Annotated in this window: 15 protein-coding genes; 8 read left to right on the top strand and 7 right to left on the bottom strand. The window is 62.9% G+C overall.

The genetic code is table 11. The features are described from left to right. Positions 1-36: 36 nt before the first annotated feature. From cls to ACTJKX_RS17315, 3 genes are all read left to right on the top strand, one after another. Entirely contained in the window at positions 37-1476 is a 1440-nt protein-coding gene (cls, locus tag ACTJKX_RS17325; RefSeq protein WP_440725994.1) for a cardiolipin synthase, read from the top strand. 340 nt (positions 1477-1816) lie between these two features. Then, positions 1817-2014 (top strand): DUF3126 family protein, encoded by a 198-nt coding sequence (locus ACTJKX_RS17320; protein ID WP_245196728.1) that lies wholly within the window; start codon positions 1817-1819, stop codon positions 2012-2014. 220 nt (positions 2015-2234) lie between these two features. Next, a complete protein-coding gene (locus ACTJKX_RS17315) occupies positions 2235-2765 on the top strand; it encodes a gamma carbonic anhydrase family protein (protein ID WP_311938911.1) in 531 nt (176 codons plus the stop codon). A 108-nt stretch (positions 2766-2873) separates the two neighbouring features. On the opposite strand, the gene ACTJKX_RS17310 is transcribed toward ACTJKX_RS17315, so the two are convergent. Both ACTJKX_RS17310 and panC read right to left on the bottom strand, forming a co-directional pair. Further along, the gene (locus tag ACTJKX_RS17310; RefSeq protein ID WP_376717704.1) at positions 2874-3497 is read right to left on the bottom strand and encodes a transglutaminase-like cysteine peptidase; all 624 of its coding nucleotides are present in this window, start codon (positions 3495-3497) and stop codon (positions 2874-2876) included. A 321-nt stretch (positions 3498-3818) separates the two neighbouring features. After that, a complete protein-coding gene (gene panC / locus ACTJKX_RS17305; protein WP_440725993.1) occupies positions 3819-4685 on the bottom strand; it encodes a pantoate--beta-alanine ligase in 867 nt (288 codons plus the stop codon). A 216-nt stretch (positions 4686-4901) separates the two neighbouring features. Between panC and ACTJKX_RS17300 the strand changes: the two genes are divergently transcribed. After that, positions 4902-5600: a DnaJ domain-containing protein gene (locus tag ACTJKX_RS17300; RefSeq protein ID WP_440725992.1), complete on the top strand. Its 699-nt coding sequence runs from the start codon at positions 4902-4904 to the stop codon at positions 5598-5600. A gap of 344 nt (positions 5601-5944) precedes the next feature. Here ACTJKX_RS17300 and ACTJKX_RS17295 read toward each other — a convergent pair whose 3' ends face one another. Further along, positions 5945-7576, bottom strand: coding sequence for a D-alanyl-D-alanine carboxypeptidase (locus tag ACTJKX_RS17295; protein ID WP_311938916.1), 1632 nt, complete (start codon positions 7574-7576; stop codon positions 5945-5947). A gap of 465 nt (positions 7577-8041) precedes the next feature. Between ACTJKX_RS17295 and clpS the strand changes: the two genes are divergently transcribed. Together clpS and clpA are read left to right on the top strand one after the other, a co-directional pair. After that, positions 8042-8374: an ATP-dependent Clp protease adapter ClpS gene (gene clpS / locus ACTJKX_RS17290; protein ID WP_082980075.1), complete on the top strand. Its 333-nt coding sequence runs from the start codon at positions 8042-8044 to the stop codon at positions 8372-8374. A gap of 10 nt (positions 8375-8384) precedes the next feature. Beyond that, positions 8385-10805 carry an ATP-dependent Clp protease ATP-binding subunit ClpA gene (gene clpA / locus ACTJKX_RS17285; RefSeq protein WP_311938918.1) on the top strand — a complete coding sequence of 807 codons (2421 nt, stop codon included), beginning with the start codon at positions 8385-8387 and terminating at the stop codon, positions 10803-10805. A gap of 90 nt (positions 10806-10895) precedes the next feature. Here clpA and ACTJKX_RS17280 read toward each other — a convergent pair whose 3' ends face one another. From ACTJKX_RS17280 to ACTJKX_RS17265, 4 genes are all read right to left on the bottom strand, one after another. Further along, positions 10896-11348, bottom strand: coding sequence for a hypothetical protein (locus tag ACTJKX_RS17280; RefSeq protein ID WP_440725991.1), 453 nt, complete (start codon positions 11346-11348; stop codon positions 10896-10898). Between the two features lie 83 nt (positions 11349-11431). Next, entirely contained in the window at positions 11432-12025 is a 594-nt protein-coding gene (locus tag ACTJKX_RS17275) for a hypothetical protein (RefSeq protein ID WP_068295521.1), read from the bottom strand. A gap of 27 nt (positions 12026-12052) precedes the next feature. Next, complete coding sequence (locus tag ACTJKX_RS17270) at positions 12053-12685, bottom strand: hypothetical protein (RefSeq protein ID WP_440725990.1); 633 nt, start codon at positions 12683-12685, stop codon at positions 12053-12055. Further along, positions 12682-13431, bottom strand: coding sequence for a MotA/TolQ/ExbB proton channel family protein (locus ACTJKX_RS17265; RefSeq protein ID WP_440725989.1), 750 nt, complete (start codon positions 13429-13431; stop codon positions 12682-12684). Before ACTJKX_RS17265 ends, ACTJKX_RS17270 begins: the two co-directional genes overlap by 4 nt. Before the next feature lie 238 nt (positions 13432-13669). Here ACTJKX_RS17265 and ACTJKX_RS17260 point away from each other — a divergent pair, with 238 nt between their 5' ends. Both ACTJKX_RS17260 and ACTJKX_RS17255 read left to right on the top strand, forming a co-directional pair. Further along, positions 13670-15079: a histidine kinase gene (locus tag ACTJKX_RS17260; RefSeq protein ID WP_068295515.1), complete on the top strand. Its 1410-nt coding sequence runs from the start codon at positions 13670-13672 to the stop codon at positions 15077-15079. After that, on the top strand, positions 15076-15708 hold the full coding sequence (locus tag ACTJKX_RS17255) for a response regulator (RefSeq protein ID WP_068295513.1): 633 nt from the start codon (positions 15076-15078) through the stop codon (positions 15706-15708). The genes ACTJKX_RS17260 and ACTJKX_RS17255 overlap by 4 nt, the downstream gene beginning before the upstream one ends. The last annotated feature ends 103 nt before the right edge of the window (positions 15709-15811 follow it).

The raw sequence follows: 15811 nt of genomic DNA, 5'->3' as shown, positions 1-15811 counted from the left end.
GCGCTTCGCCCGGTCGCTTCCCGAGCAGGATATATCATGTGGCATCACCTCCTAGCCCTGGCGCTCGTCCTTGCCGTGCACGTAGCGGTTCTCTGCCGGGTGCTGCTCAACGATGACATGAGTTCAGACGCGCGCGCCGCGTGGTTCTTCGTGCTCATCGGCTTTCCGATCATCGGAATTGTGGTTTATCTTTTTCTGGGCGAGCCCTGGATGGCGCGCAGTTTCCGCCGGCGGGCCGCTACGGTCTGGGAACAGCCCATAGCGAACATATCCGCCATGTCGGCCGGCATGTCCTCCGGCCTCATTCCCGATCGGTACAGGCCGGTATTCGAGACCTGCGCGTCCTTGAACGGATGCGGGGCCGCAATCGGGAACGTGGCGAGCCTAGCCGCCGACTCCGACGCCGCGATCCGCGACATGGTCCGCGATTTCGACCTCGCCCGAGAGACCATCCACGTTTCGTTCTACATTTGGCTGACGGACAATAATGGCAGGCTCGTCGTCGAGGCCCTGCGGCGGGCGGCAGCGCGCGGCGTCACCTGCCGTGTGGTAGTGGACGCCTTCGGATCGCGCGATCTCATCCGCTCCGCTTATTGGGCCGCGATGAAGCAATCGGGCATCAAGCTCTGCGTCTCGCTGGTGTCCTCTCTCGGTGTGTCGCTGGCATCGATCAGCCGCCCGGATCTGCGCAACCATCGCAAGATCGTCGTCGTCGACAACAGCATCACCTATTGCGGCAGCCAGAACTGTGCGGACCCGGAGTTCCGTATCAAGCCGCGGTTCGCGCCCTGGATCGACATCATGCTTCGGTTTGAAGGTCCGGTGGCTCGCCAGAACCAACTCGTCTTCGCCAATGATTGGGCCGTCGAATATGGCGAAGACCTGTCCAGCCTGCTCGGCGAACCCTTCCCGGGAGAGTTGGAGGGGGACTGCGCGGCGGCGGCCTTCGGGACGGGGCCGATGTCTCCGAAAGGGTCGATGTCGGACGTGTTCGTCTCGTTGCTCCAGAGCGCCCAGCAGGAGGTGGTGATCTCGACACCCTATTTTGTCCCGGATCTGCAGCTTCTCGCCAGCCTGATGGCATCGGCGCGCCGTAAGGTGACGACCATCCTCATTCTTCCTGCCCGGAACGATTCACATGTCGTGAGCGCGATCAGCAAGGCGCATTATGCGCGGCTTCTCGCATCGGGCGTGAAGATCTACGAATATCATGGCGGCCTCCTCCATGCGAAAACCGTGGTCGTGGACGGCCAGCTCACGCTGGTGGGCTCGGCAAACATGGATTTCCGCAGTCTCTATCTCAATTTCGAAAACAACATCCTTTTCTATTCGGACAAGAACTCCGGCGATGTTCGGGCCCGGCAGGATATCTATATTTCGTCGTCGACGCAGGTCGATGAACAAGACGTCGAGAAGCGTCCGAGGCTGCGTCGAATATACGACAATCTGCTCACCATCGTCGGGCCGGTGTTCTAATGAGCGTGAGGTGACCGTGGCATCGCAAACAGCGTCGGAAACGGAACGGATGCCGCAAGAGCCAATCGCCGCATCGTTTCCACCGGAAACTGGCAGCCGTTTTTCGATGCGATGATCCCGTCCCGCGATCGTTCGCCATCGCATCAGCTTTCGATCAATCCGATGATCTGCGGAGATTGCGCGTTTCCCGCCTTCGGCATGCCCTAACTTGCTCGATTGCACAGGGTGTCGGCCCGCATTCTCTTGCGAAGCAGGCTTCGGCATGGCAAAGCCCGGGGATGGCGGGGCGGCAAAGTCGCCCGGCGCATTCAACCGAGGAAGTCTAGTGGACAAGAAAGACATGCAGCGCGTCGAAGCCTATCTTCGTCGCACCTTCGGCAATGCCACCATTCGCGTCGTGCCTCGTGCCCGCAAGACTGACAGCGCGGAAGTCTATATCGGCGAGGAGTCGATCGGCGTGGTCTCCGAGGACAAGGAAGATGGAGAGACCTCCTACGACTTCCACATGGCGATCCTCGACATCGACCTCGAGGACTGATCGGCTATTTGCGGGATCGCGGGTATTGGGCGCTGGCTTTACTGGTCGGAGCGCATGAAACACGGAGGGTCGATCTCCAGATCGGCCATCTTCGTCCATAATCACGCGTGATGTTTTCAGGATGGTCGATCTGGAGATCGACCATCCCATGCTACGCCACGACCACAGCGTTAGCGCTCATAGGCGAGGACGCCAGCGATCCCAGGAACGGAGCTCTGCCATGCCCCTCTATGCGCTCGACGATATTGCGCCGTCGGTGCCGGCCGACGGCCGCTACTGGCTTGCGCCCGATGCGCAAGTGATCGGTCGCGTGATTTTGGCAGAGGACGCCAATATCTGGTTCGGTGCGGTGCTGCGCGGCGACAATGAGCCGATGACCGTCGGTGCGCGCTCCAATATCCAGGATGGTGCCGTGCTGCATTCCGATCCCGGCTTTCCCCTCACCATCGGTGAGGATTGCACGATCGGCCATTCCGCCATCCTGCATGGCTGCACCATCGGTGCCGGCAGCCTTATCGGCATGGGGGCCACCATCCTGAACGGCGCACGCATCGGCAAGGGCTGTCTGGTCGGCGCCAATGCGCTGATCACCGAAGGCAAGGAATTTCCGGATCATTCGCTGATCGTCGGCTCGCCGGCCCGAGTGCTCCGTCCTCTCGACGCGGAAGCCGTCGCCAAGCTCAGGCAGTCGTCGGCGCATTATGTCGCCAACGCCAAGCGCTTTGCCAAGGGGTTGAAGAGGGTGGATTAAGTCGCGGGGAGCGTATTTCCGGGTGCACGGACGTCTCGTCCGTTCTTGGAAACATGACACGCGCCGTGGGGAAGAGGCGGACGAGACGTCCGCGCACCCGGAAAAAACTCAGTTGCCCTTGGCCGACACGATCGAGGTGGTCTGCGTGTCGCCGAGCGAGACCCAGGCATTCTGGTCGGATTGCGACTGGCGCTTGACGTAGCGATAGCCGGTGGCGCGCCAGGACAGGATCTTGGTTTCCTGATTGTCGAGCACGAACTCGCCGCGGTCGGTCTTCACCATCAAGACAGCGTGGCCTTCGTTCTTCTTGTCGCGCACCACGGTGATCAGCAGGGCCGAGCGCGGCCAGCCGGCGTCGATCAGCAATTTGCGCTTGAGCAGGACATAGTCCTCGCAGTCGCCCTTGCCATTGGTGGGGTAGGCCCACCATTCGACCTTGCCGTAATTGTCGAGATCGGTGACGGGCTTGACCGATTTGTTGACCTGGTCGTTCAGGGCGATCAGATCCTTCCAGGCCTGGCGCGAGAGCACGATATCGCGTGCTTCCTGCGAGCCCGACTTGCAGTCGGCCGGATTGTCCTTGCAGAACTGCAGATAGCCAGAGGGCGGGGTGGTGACATCGCCCACGGGAGCATAGATCGGCATGGCGCTGTGGCCGGCGGCGGCAGCCTGCGAATGCGGCAGAAATGCCGTTGCGAGCGCCACGGCGGCCAAGGCGGCTTTAGGGGCCATTCGGCTCAAATTCGACCTGATCCTGATCCCGAAGCGCATCACAATCTTCAGACCCGTTTTGCCCGCCACCGGATGTTTACCCAGAGAGCAGGGCCAATTACCCGTTCCCGAAGCCAACTTCGCACAAGGGCAGGGGCCGCACAACGCTCTTGCCGCAGAAAAAACAAGATCCGGACGGGGTATGAGCTGTCGTAACTCTTTGAAAAATCTCATGTTAACGGTGGATTAACCACGATTTCCCGTTTTCAAACACGCGCGGGCAACGAAGGGATGCGTGGCATGATTGCCACGGTTTCGTCACCTTTCCCGACGGCAATTTGGTTAATGCCGGGGCGTCTCGACGCCGATATTGTCGATGAGGCGGGTCGCACCCAGCCGGGCAGCCACCAGCAATCGCACCGGCCCCTCCGCAAGTCCGGTAACCGGGGCGAGGCTCACCGCCTGCCGTGCTTCCAGATAATCGAGCTCGAAGCCTCCGGCCGTGATGGCACTGCGCCCGAATGCCAGGGCGGCTTCGATGTCGGCGCCCTTGATCAGGGCATCGGCGACCTGCCGGAGGGTGCGATGGAGGAGAGGGGCCTTGGCCCGCTGTTCCGGCGCGAGATAGCGGTTGCGCGACGACATCGCCAATCCGTCGGCTTCACGCACGGTGGGGATGCCGACGACCGTGATCGGCAAATCGAGGTCGCGCGCCATCTGGGTGACGACGCAAAGCTGCTGATAGTCCTTCTCGCCGAACAGGGCGAAATCGGCGCCGCTTTGGCAGAACAGCTTGGCCACCACCGTCGCCACGCCGGCGAAATGGCCGGGGCGGAAGCGGTCCTCCAGCCCGGCTTGCGCCGGCCCGGCAACCGAGACCGTGGTGGCGAAGCCGTGCGGATAGATCTGGCTGGCGTCGGGAGCGAACAGGAGATCGCAGCCGACATCCCGCAGCCTGGCTAGATCCGCCGCTTCCGTGCGGGGATATTTGGCGAGATCTTCGGTCGGCGCGAACTGGGTCGGATTGACGAAGATCGTGGCCACTACCCGGCTTGCCCGCTGGCGGGCCTGCCGCACCAGGGTGATATGACCGTCATGCAGGGCGCCCATGGTCGGCACCAGGGCGACCGTCTCCTGCACCTCGCGAAAGCGTTTCACGGCTTGGCGCAACTCCGCCACGGTTCGAACCACCAGGGTTTGGCGTGCCATCCCTTACTCCGCAGGTGCATAGTGTCGTATTCGCTTGACCAGGGTTCTGGAGCGTCTTGTGACTTGGCGGTCACTCCAAATCCCAGGACGCGTCGAACCAAAGAGTTTGAGCAAGGCCGCGTTTGCGTTTAAACGCGCTTTGCTCGGGGAACGCTCAACTGGCAAGACTCGGATTCCAAGATTCGAATCGATGGCTGTTTCGCAGATCGGATAAAAGTGGGCCAGCTTATTTTCGCATGCGTGGTGCTGTTCTGCCTGTGGCCGTTTCTCAAGCCAGGCATGCTGTCGAAGACGCCGGTCCTGGACAGCCTGCTGCGGCGCGGCGGCAGTTTCCTTGCCTTTGCCTTCGGCCTCTATCTGCTGACACGCGGCGTCTGGGGCATGGGGCTGCCTCTGCTGGTCCTGGCTGCGGGCATGCGAGGCTGGCTGCCGCAATTGCCGGATGGCGTCATTCCGGGTTCGACGACGAGACCAAGCTCGGTACGCACCGCGGATCTGGTGATCATGCTCGACGCCAGCAGGCAGCCGGTGGACGGGCAGGTCATTCGCGGGCGTTTTTCGGGCCGGCGCCTTTCGGCCATGCGGGCAGGGGAACTGATGCAACTGCGGGCGGAGATCGCCGCCGACTTTGTCGGTCGTTCAATCCTTGAAGCTTATCTGGACCGCAGGCTTGCCGGATGGCGTGAACACTTCAAGGATGATGTGCACGCGCGGGGCTTCGGAGCGGCGGCGTCCGACGCGATGACGAAGCAGGAAGCTTACCAGATCCTTGGGGTGCAGCCGGGGGCGAGCGCCCAGGAAATTCGTCGAGCGCACCGGGCGCTCATGAAGAAAATCCATCCCGACAAGGGGGGCACGACGCAGATGGCTGCTCGTGTCAACCGGGCCAGGGACATGCTTCTTGAAGGCCATTGACGCTAACTCCACCGAACTTGCTCGGTTCCGACGATGCTTGAGCGTCGCAGAACATGGTTACGCAACGATTAAGCTTGCGACCTTTTCCCAGCGCAAAGTGTGTTCCGGCGAAAGCCGCTTTTATCCTGGGGCCAACGGCGTTCAAGACTGAGCGCTTGCTGGCTCCAAGCCGTGGGCTGGAAGTGTCTTTGCGTTCCCTGCGACTAAGCGAAATCGCAGGGTGTCTTGTTTATCGCCCCCTTGCTTTGCGCCTTCTGTGTGAAAGCGCAATTCCCGCAAAACAAAGGCGCGGCCTGTCCGAAGAAGGCCGCGCCTGAACGGGAATACTTGTTCTGGCCGAAGGATCAGAGCTTCACGGCAACGCAGGCGAAGGAGGCCGCCTTGAGGGCGCTGCAGGCCGACTGGGCCTGGTTCTGATCGCTGAAGCCGGCAAAGCGTGCCCGCCACAGGGTCGAACCGTTGCGGCTGACCGTCTCGGTGAAGGGGCGGGCGGAGGAGAGCGCCTTGTTGCCGGCTGCCTTGGCGCTGGACAGCAACTGCCGGGCGGCTCCTTCGCTGTCGGTTGCGCCGATCTGGATGATCCAGCCGCTGCGCTGCGGCGCGGCCAAGGCGACGGAATCACGGGTGATGGCAACGGTGCGGACATTCTGCACCGTGGCGGTGGTGTCGGGGCTGGCCTCGCTGCTCTGGCCGGCGCGAACAGGCGGCGTAGCAGGCGCGGTCGTGACCGGCTGGAGACCCTGGACCCAACGCATGCTCGGGGTGCTGGGCGCCGCGAAGGCCATGACCGGCTTGGCAGGAACGGGCTGGGGGCGGGCCTGCGGAGCGGAAGCGGGCGCCGCGTCCCCGACGATTTCGGGCGGCATCGGCGCCGCCACCGGAGCAGCCTGGCGGGCCTTCGGCGCTTCAGCGACCACGGCCGGCCGGACAACCGGCGGGCGGGGCGGTGCGGCCATAGGCTCGGCATCGTTTGGGAGTTCGGCCCGGGCGACCTGGGTGGCGGAGCGGTCGACCGCATTGCCGGCATAGGCGACGGGCAGATAGGCATCGATCAGGCGGCGCATCACGACGTCGCGCGAGGCGGCGCTGCGGCCGCCCATCACCACGGCGACCAACTGCCTGTCGTTGCGCTTGACCGAGGTCAGCAGATTGAAACCGCTGGCATTGGTGTAGCCGGTCTTGATGCCGTCGACGCCTTCCACCGAACCCAGCAGGCGATTGTGCCCCGGGATCGGGCGTCCGCGATAGACGAAGCTGCGGGTCGAGAACAGGCGATAATAGTTCGGGAAGCGCTTCTGGATGGCCATGCCGAGGATGGCGAGGTCATGGGCGCTGGTGATCTGGCGGTTATCGGGCAGGCCGGAGGCGTTGACGAAGGTGGTGCGCGACATGCCCAGCGCACGGGCCTTGCGCGTCATGTAGTTGGCGAAATTGCCTTCCGAGCCGCCGAGGGCTTCGGCCACCACCACGGCGGCGTCATTGGCCGAGCGCGTCACCATGCCCTTGATGGCGTCGTCGACGCGGATGGTCTGGCCGGCGCGCAGGCCGAGCTTGGTGGGGGACTGGGAGGCGGCGTGGGCGGAAACGGGAAGCTCGGTCGCCATCGAGAGCCGGCCGGCCTGCAACTGTTCGAACAGGAGATAGAGCGTCATCACCTTGGTGATGGAAGCGGGATGCCTTAAGGCTTCGGGGGAGGCCTCATAGAGCGTGCGCCCGGTCTTAACGTCAACCACGATGGCGGCATAGCGCGGATTGTTGCGCATGTCGGCGGGAATGGCCGAGGCGGCCGATTCCGAGCGCACGCGCTTGCTGCGCGCATGCTTCATCGATTTCTGCGCCGGGGCGGCATGATGGCCGCGGCGGCGCGCATCCGCTTCATCCGGATGAAAGGCCAGGGTTGTCGTGAACACTACCAAGCCGGCTGCAACCATTGTGGTGGTCCGGGCCAGTCCGCCCCCGATCCAACGCGATAGCATGCAAAGTCCCCAATACTCACCGGCGCGACCGCACCGTCCATTACATGTCCCTGCGAGACCGGTGGTCTCATTCGCCCTTCGTCCGGGGCTCACCCCACCCCGTTGCCGGAGGGAGGCCGTCTCACCGTGCCGCTGCAGGGACGACACAGTCAATGAACCTAGGCGGACGCGGTTACGGATCGGTTAAGTGCCCAGCCAGCGCGGCATTTTGGTCGCATGATTGTCCGATTGGTTGAGAATGAATGAAAAAGAGGCACTTCACCCGCTGTTCGGAACGTGGAACCCATTATTGCGCGTTGTCGCACTAGCGGAAAGTCGGGGGCGATCATAAATTCAGTTCGTGGAAGCCTTTTTCCTCGTCGAGATCATGTTAGGCTGCAGGCGATTGCAGTTGTCGAAATGGAAGATTCAACGATTCTGGATATTGCAGTGAGCGCCGCGCACAAGCCGTTTCCCCTGATCGGCATGGCCCGCGAACCCCGAGCTCCAGGTGGCGGTGAGGGCACTAACGCGGCCGTGATCACCAAGACGCGGCCGGCGACCAAACGCCCCAAACTCTACCGGGTCCTGTTGCTGAATGACGATTATACCCCGATGGAATTCGTCATCGAGGTGCTGGAGCGCTTCTTCAACAAGGATCGTGACGGTGCCACCCACATCATGCTGCATGTTCACCACAATGGCGTGGGAGAGTGTGGCATCTACACCTATGAGGTCGCGGAGACCAAGGTGACTCAAGTCATGGATTTTGCCCGTAAGCATCAGCATCCGCTGCAATGCGTCATGGAAGAAAAGTGAGGAACTGATCGTGCCATCCTTTTCAAGACACCTCGAACAGTCCCTCCATCGCGCTCTGGCCGCTGCCAATCAGCGCCATCACGAATATGCGACTCTCGAACATCTGCTGCTCTCCCTGATCGAGGATCAGGACGCGGCGGCTGTGATGCGGGCCTGCAATGTCGATCTCGACATTCTGCGCCGCAACCTGGTCGAATATATCGACACCGAACTGGAGAATCTGGTCTCCGACGGCCGCGACGACGCCAAGCCGACGGCAGGGTTCCAGCGCGTCATCCAGCGCGCGGTCATTCACGTGCAGTCCTCGGGCCGCGAGGAAGTCACCGGCGCCAACGTGCTGGTGGCGATCTTCGCCGAGCGCGAGAGCCATGCCGCCTATTTCCTGCAGGAGCAGGACATGACGCGCTATGACGCCGTGAACTACATCTCGCACGGCATTGCCAAGCGTCCTGGCCTGTCGGAAGCCAAGGCACCGCGCGGCGTCGACGAGACCGATGGCGACAGCCCGAAGGCGACGGCCAATGGCGAGGATGCGTCCAAGAAGAAGCAGGACGCCATCGACGCCTATTGCGTCAATCTCAACAAGAAGGCCCGGGACGGCAAGATCGACCCGTTGATCGGGCGCGACAGCGAGATTACGCGCACCATCCAAGTGCTCTGCCGCCGGCAGAAGAACAATCCGCTGTTCGTCGGCGATCCCGGCGTCGGCAAGACGGCGATCGCCGAGGGCCTCGCGCGCCGCATCATCGAAGGCGACGTGCCGGAAGTGCTGCGCGGCGCCACCGTGTTCGCGCTCGACATGGGCACGCTGCTCGCCGGCACGCGCTACCGCGGCGATTTCGAGGAGCGCCTCAAGCAGGTGGTGAAGGAGATCGAGGCCTATCCGGGCGCGATCCTGTTCATCGACGAGATCCATACGGTGATCGGCGCCGGCGCTACCTCGGGCGGGGCCATGGATGCCTCCAATCTGCTCAAGCCCGCCCTGGCCGCCGGCCTGCTGCGCTGCATCGGCTCGACCACCTACAAGGAGTACCGCCAGTATTTCGAAAAGGACCGCGCCTTGGTGCGCCGATTCCAGAAGATCGACGTGGCGGAGCCCTCCATCCCCGACACCATCGAGATCCTCAAGGGCCTCAAGCCCTATTACGAGGAATATCACAAGCTGCGCTACACCAACGACGCCATCAAGGCGGCGGTGGAGCTCTCGGCCAAATACATCAATGACCGCAAGTTGCCGGACAAGGCGATCGACGTCATCGACGAGACCGGTGCTTCGCAGATGCTGGTGACTGAAAGCCGGCGCAAGAAGACGATCGGCGTCAAGGAGATCGAGGCGACCATCGCCACCATGGCGCGCATCCCGCCCAAGACCGTGTCGAAGGACGATACGGAGACGCTGAGGAATCTGGAGACCAACCTCAAGCGGGTGGTCTACGGGCAGGACAAGGCGATCAAGCAGCTTTCGGCTGCCATCAAGCTGGCCCGTGCCGGCCTGCGCGATCCCGAAAAGCCGATCGGCAATTATCTGTTCTCGGGGCCGACAGGCGTCGGCAAGACCGAAGTCGCCCGCCAGCTTGCCTCGGTGCTCGGCATCAACCTGCTGCGCTTCGACATGTCCGAATATATGGAGCGCCATACGGTGTCGCGCCTGATCGGTGCGCCTCCCGGCTATGTCGGCTTCGACCAGGGCGGCCTGCTCACCGACGGCATCGACCAGAATCCGCATTGCGTGCTGCTGCTGGACGAGATCGAGAAGGCCCATCCGGACCTGTTCAACATCCTGTTGCAGGTGATGGATCACGGCAAGCTCACCGATCACAACGGCAAGAGCGTCGACTTCCGCAATGTGATCCTGATCATGACCACCAATGCCGGCGCGGCGGATCTGGCCAAGGCGGCCTTCGGCTTCACCAAGAACAAACGCGAGGGCGACGACACCGAGGCGATCAACCGCCTGTTCACGCCGGAGTTCCGCAACCGCCTGGATGCGACCATCGCCTTCGACCACCTGTCGCAGGAGATCGTCAGCCAGGTCGTCGACAAGTTCATCGCGCAGCTCGAAGTGCAGCTTGCCGATCGCCATGTCGCGGTGGAACTCTCCAACGATGCCCGCACCTGGCTGGTGGCCAATGGCTATGACGAGTTCATGGGTGCTCGGCCGATGGCTCGCCTGATCCAGCAGGCGATCAAGACGCCGCTGGCGGACGAGGTGCTGTTCGGCCGGCTGAAGTCGGGCGGCGCCGTGCGGGTGACGGTTGTCACCAACGAAGAGGGCAGGCAGGAACTGGGCTTCGAATATCCCGCAGGCCCGGCCAAGCCCAAACCCGAACCGGTGGTGGCCGACAACAGTCAGGCCTCGGCCAAGAAACCGAAGGCCAAGCCGAAGGGACCGCCGCAGCGCGAGCCCGACGCACCAGCCGGCGCGGAATAGCCTGCCTCGCAAGGACGGCTACCGAACATCCGAGGGGGTGAAACGCACCGGCGTTTCACCCCCTCGTCGTTTGGCCGGTTGAAAGAGCGATCAGCGTGTGAAGGTCGATCGCAAGGCCAGGACAGCTCCACGCCCAAAGCCATAGCTGGTGATCAAGAAGCTCAACAGATTGAGGCCGATGAAAATCGTGCGGGCAAATCCCGTGACGGGCGACGGGCCGGTCGGGTCCAGGGCAGGAAAGATGGCCATCAGCAGGAAGAGCATCGAATTTGTGAACGCACCGATGACCATGGCCCAGCGGATATGCCATGGCAGCGCGATCCTGGTGCCGTAGAAGCCCAAAAGCAGCGCGCTCATCAAGAGAAAGTCGATATGCGCCTGCAGGTCACGCTGATATTTTCCGGGGAAGACAGCACCGAATCCCGGGAGTTGCAAGGCCAGTCCCACCAGGCACCAGGCAAGGACAAGGGCAACGATGAGCCAAAGGGCTCCGCCCCTCAGAAGAAGTTTGCCCTGGACATTGTCGTCCTTCGTGTCCGGCATGTCCCATTTCCAATTCTGTTGAAGACCGCATGGTTCAGATCATGGAAGGCAGCGTCGCTGCCGCGATGAACGGCAAGGCAGTGTCAGGGCATGTCCTTCGGCGGCAACGCCGGTTTCGGTAGCGGCACGAGATCGACGTTGCGCGATTGCCCACCGAGAAAAGCCGGGTCGAACAGGCCGCCGCCGGAAGGATCCCCTCCGGGCGGTGCTCCGGTTTGCAGCGGGCCGGTGGGGACGCTTTGCGATGCTCCCGTTCCGAAAAATTCCGCGCGTCCCCCCTGCAGATTGCCCTTCTCGATCTCCTTTTGCGCCTTGGCCACCCGGCCGGCGAGGTTCGTCGTATAAGGCAGGCGATAGGCGCGCGGCTCGCCGGTCGGCAGGTTGGCCGCATCCAGCTCCTCGAGCCAGAGATGGATGGCACCGGTTTCGCCCTGGACGACATTGGGTTCGACGATCCTCGTCCACAGCACCTGAAAGCGGGCCGGCACGCCGACGGGTGCCGACCAGCCCAGCAAGCCTTGCATCGAGAAGAACACGACGACATAGAACAGGCTCGCCACGACGATCGCGCCGATCTTGACCAGACGCGGCAATGCCAGCCCGATCAGCACGGTGAGCATCAGGAGGCTGAGGAAGACATAGGCGAGCACCAGGCAGAGCAGGTTGGTCTCAAGCATGATCGCCGCCCACCGTCATTGCCGCGGTCATAGATTCTTGCTCCAGGCATTGTGCATGCCGCGCAAGATCGACTTGGCCTCTCGGCTGGTGCCGGTGACCTCGCCCTGCGCGTCCATGGTGAAGCGTATGGCGGTCTGCTCGCTTCCCCCGTCAGCCGTTTCAATCGTCTCCCGGGCGACGATCTTGGCGACCGGATTGAGCTTTTGCACCGTTACCGTCACCGGCACCGGCTGCTTGGTCAGGGCGGTGAAGTGATAGACGTTCACGGTGTATTCGCCGGCGACGAAACCGCGAATGCTGACGAGCTCCTCGCGCACCTTGGTCTGTTGCTTGCGCCCGTTGACGATGACGAAATCGTTGAGGCCGCCGCGATCGTCGCGGTCGAGCACCAGGAAACCCGCTTCGCGCCGGCGGTACCAGGCGATGTTGCCGAGGGGATCCTGGACGAAGATGTCCATGTCGTCGGGATGATTGTCGGGCCAATCCATGGTGATGATGAACTCGGCCTTGCTGTCGACCTTGCCCTCATTGGCCTTGGGGGAAATGATGATGAACACCACGAAGAACAGGAAGGCGATGACTTGCAGGGCCTTGAACAGCACCACGCTGAACGGGTCGAAGGCTTCTTCCCGTCCGTGGAGATCGAAGTCATCGATCATCCCGGCGCCCTTTGCGCTTCCAGCGCCGAAATCACATGGACTTCGGTGAGATCGACCGCGAAGGAGAAGATGCGCGAGGTGGCGCCGTCGAGGAAATGATATTGCACCTTGATCATGATCGAACCGATCAGGCCTACCAGCGTCGTGTACATGGCAACCGCCATGCCCCCGCTCATCAGCGACATCGAACTGCGCACGGCTTCCTTGCTGTCGGTGTCGAGCCCGGCGATCGGAGCCAGCATCATGATGAAGCCGACGATGGTGCCGAGCAGCCCGAGCTTCATCAACGTATCGCTGGCAAAGGCACCATAGCGGTTGGAACCCCGCAGCCGGTCGGCGAGGACACGCAACAGCAAGGTTTGGTCGAGGCGGGCCGAGCCTTGCAGGTGGGCCTTGGTGACGAGGTCGCGTATGTGGCCGGCGACCAGGCCTTGCCCAAGCTTTCCGTCGGGCACCGAACCCATGGTCGCCAGGGCGGACTTGCCACCTCGAATGACCCACTGGGCCGTGCGGCGGGCAGCCTCCCCCTCGCGCCCGATGAAAACGATACGCCACAGGCAATGTAGACTGCTTGCGACATAGAGGAGGACGATGACAACGGAGATATAGGTCCTGTCCTCGTCGATCATCTTGGCGATGAAGCCAAAATACCAGAGTACGAGGAAGGCGAAGATGCTGACGCCGGTAAAGATGAGCCAGGGCAGCAGGGGATCTGCACCGGAAAGGCGCGGTTGACGCTCGCTCATGGGACGGTCGGACTCATTGGACGTTTGGACTCAGGGGACTTGCTGACGGTTGCTATGGATCGATGGATCATGTTCCAGGCTAGCAACGGTGAAAGCCGGCAGCCTGGGTAGAGGTCCCGATCTCATTTGGGCATTTTGCCCGACATTGGCTTCCGGGCGTCGTCTCGCAGCCTTTGTGCTTGCCAGCCCTGTGGGCCATGCTCACTATTCGAGGGGGTCGATCCAGCAAGAGTGGGCCATGAACCTCTTCGGTCATCTGGTTTTGCGGCTCGCAGCCGCCATCGTTCTCTGCCTCGCCTGTGCCATCGGCTGGGTCTTGCACGATACGCGCCATGCCACCGAAACGGAGACACGCGCCTCGGCCGAGCGGGTCTCCAAAGCGCTGGAAGCTCTCTATTGGCGCGAGCTGCTCTGGCGCGGCGGACTTTCGCGCAACCTCATCCTGCCCTTGCCCGATTGGAACACCATCGTGACGATGAAGGTGATTTCGCCGGGCATATGCATAACCGTCACGCTCGGCCAGGAAGCGCCCCGGCGCCTGTGCAGCCAGCTCGAGACGATCGGCCGTCCCGCGCCGGCCTGGTTCGAAACGTCCTATGATTGGCTGTTCGGGCCCAACCAGGCCGTCGAGCGCCCCCTCAGTGACCGCCAGCGTCAGGCCGGCACGATCGAGGCCGTGCCCGACCACGGTGCCGCCGTGCGGCTGGCCTGGGACCGCATCACCATCGTGCTCAGCGTGGCGGGCCTGCTGGCGGTCGCCATCGGCGTACTCGCCGGGCTTTTTATCGGCCAGTCCCTTCTGCCGGCGCGTGCCATCGTCGCCGGCCTGCGCCGCCTCGAACGTGGGGATTACGGCTATCGTCTGCCCGGCTACCGGACGGCGGAATTCGATCGCATCGCCGGCGCCTTGAACGATCTCACCTGCCGTTTGGCCGAGACCACGGCCCAGCGCGTCGCCCTCACCAACCGCCTGTTCCAGGTGCAGGAGGAGGAACGACGCACGCTGGCGCGCGATCTCCATGACGAATTCGGCCAGTGTCTGGCGGCCGTCAATGCCCTTGCCGGCGCCATCGAATTGGAGGCCGAGGACCGGCCGGAGATTGCCAAGGACGCTCGATCCATCGCCGAAGTGACCCGGCGGATGAATGCGACCTTGCGCGGCACCCTGCAACGGTTGCGTTCGCAGGAGCTCGAGGAACTGGGCCTGGAGGCCAGTCTGGCCCAACTCGTGGCTGGCTGGAATGTCGGCAACACCACGCGCGCCCGATTCCACCTTGATATCGCCGGCAATCTCACCGGCCTTCCGCACGCCATCGCCCTCAGCATCTATCGCATTGCACAGGAATGCCTGACCAATGCCGCGCGCCACGGCAAGCCGCGCGATATCCGCCTGTTCGTCAAGCGAACAGGCCTGCAGGAGGGGGGCGCTGTCGAGCTCAGCGTCGAGGATGACGGCGGCGGCAATCCGCTACGGCTGACCATGGAGGCCGGGCATGGAATTCTCGGCATGCGGGAACGGGTGACGGCACTGGGCGGAAGCCTTTCCATCGGCCAGGCGCGACACGGCGTTCGCATCGCTGCAATCATTCCGTTGCTTGCGGATCGCGCCAATCGGATGCGCGGCCCGGCCCAGCCTGTCCCGGCATGAGCGATCTCAGCATCCTGCTGGTCGATGACCATCCCGTCGTCAGGGAGGGGTATCGGCGGTTGCTCGAAAAGGTGCCCGGCTATCGCGTGGTGGCCGAAGCCAGCGATGCCGTTTCGGCCTATGAGGCCTACCGGAAAGCCAAGCCCGACGTGGTGGTGATGGATCTTTCCCTGCCGGGCCTCAGCGGCATCGAAGCCTTGCGCCATATCCGCCAATGGGATCATGCCGCCCGGGTTCTCATCTTTACCATGCACAGCGGGGCCGCTTTCGCCCTCAAGGCGTTCGAGGCGGGGGCCGCCGGCTATGTCACCAAGGGCAGCGATGCCGCCGAGCTCGTCAATTCCGTTGCCCTGGTGGCCAAGGGCGAACGGGCGATGAGCAATGACGTGGCGCGCGAGATCGCGGCCGAACGCCTCACCCATGCCTCATCGCCGCTGGCCGAGCTCAGCCCGCGCGAGACCGAGATTCTGCGCCTGGTCGCATCGGGCTGGTCGGCCGAGGCGATCAGCACGTCCATGCATCTCAGCCTCAAGACGGTTCGCAATTACCATTATCAGATCAAGACCAAGCTCGGTGCCCGCAATGATGCCCATCTCGTGTGGCTGGCCATCGATGCCAAGCTGGTCTGATGCAAGTCCCGGACCAAAACAACCAGAATTGGTGGTGCTCATGTGCTCGGTACGGCAGCTTGGCATCGCCGAGACGGGTGATGCCTCTTCCGGCGCCGCCGTG

It is taken from the genome of Labrys sp. 22185, from assembly GCF_052045555.1.
Lineage (GTDB): Bacteria > Pseudomonadota > Alphaproteobacteria > Rhizobiales > Labraceae > Labrys > Labrys neptuniae.
The sequence above is the reverse complement of the archived record's forward strand: the minus strand, read 5'-3'. Positions and strand labels throughout refer to the sequence as shown.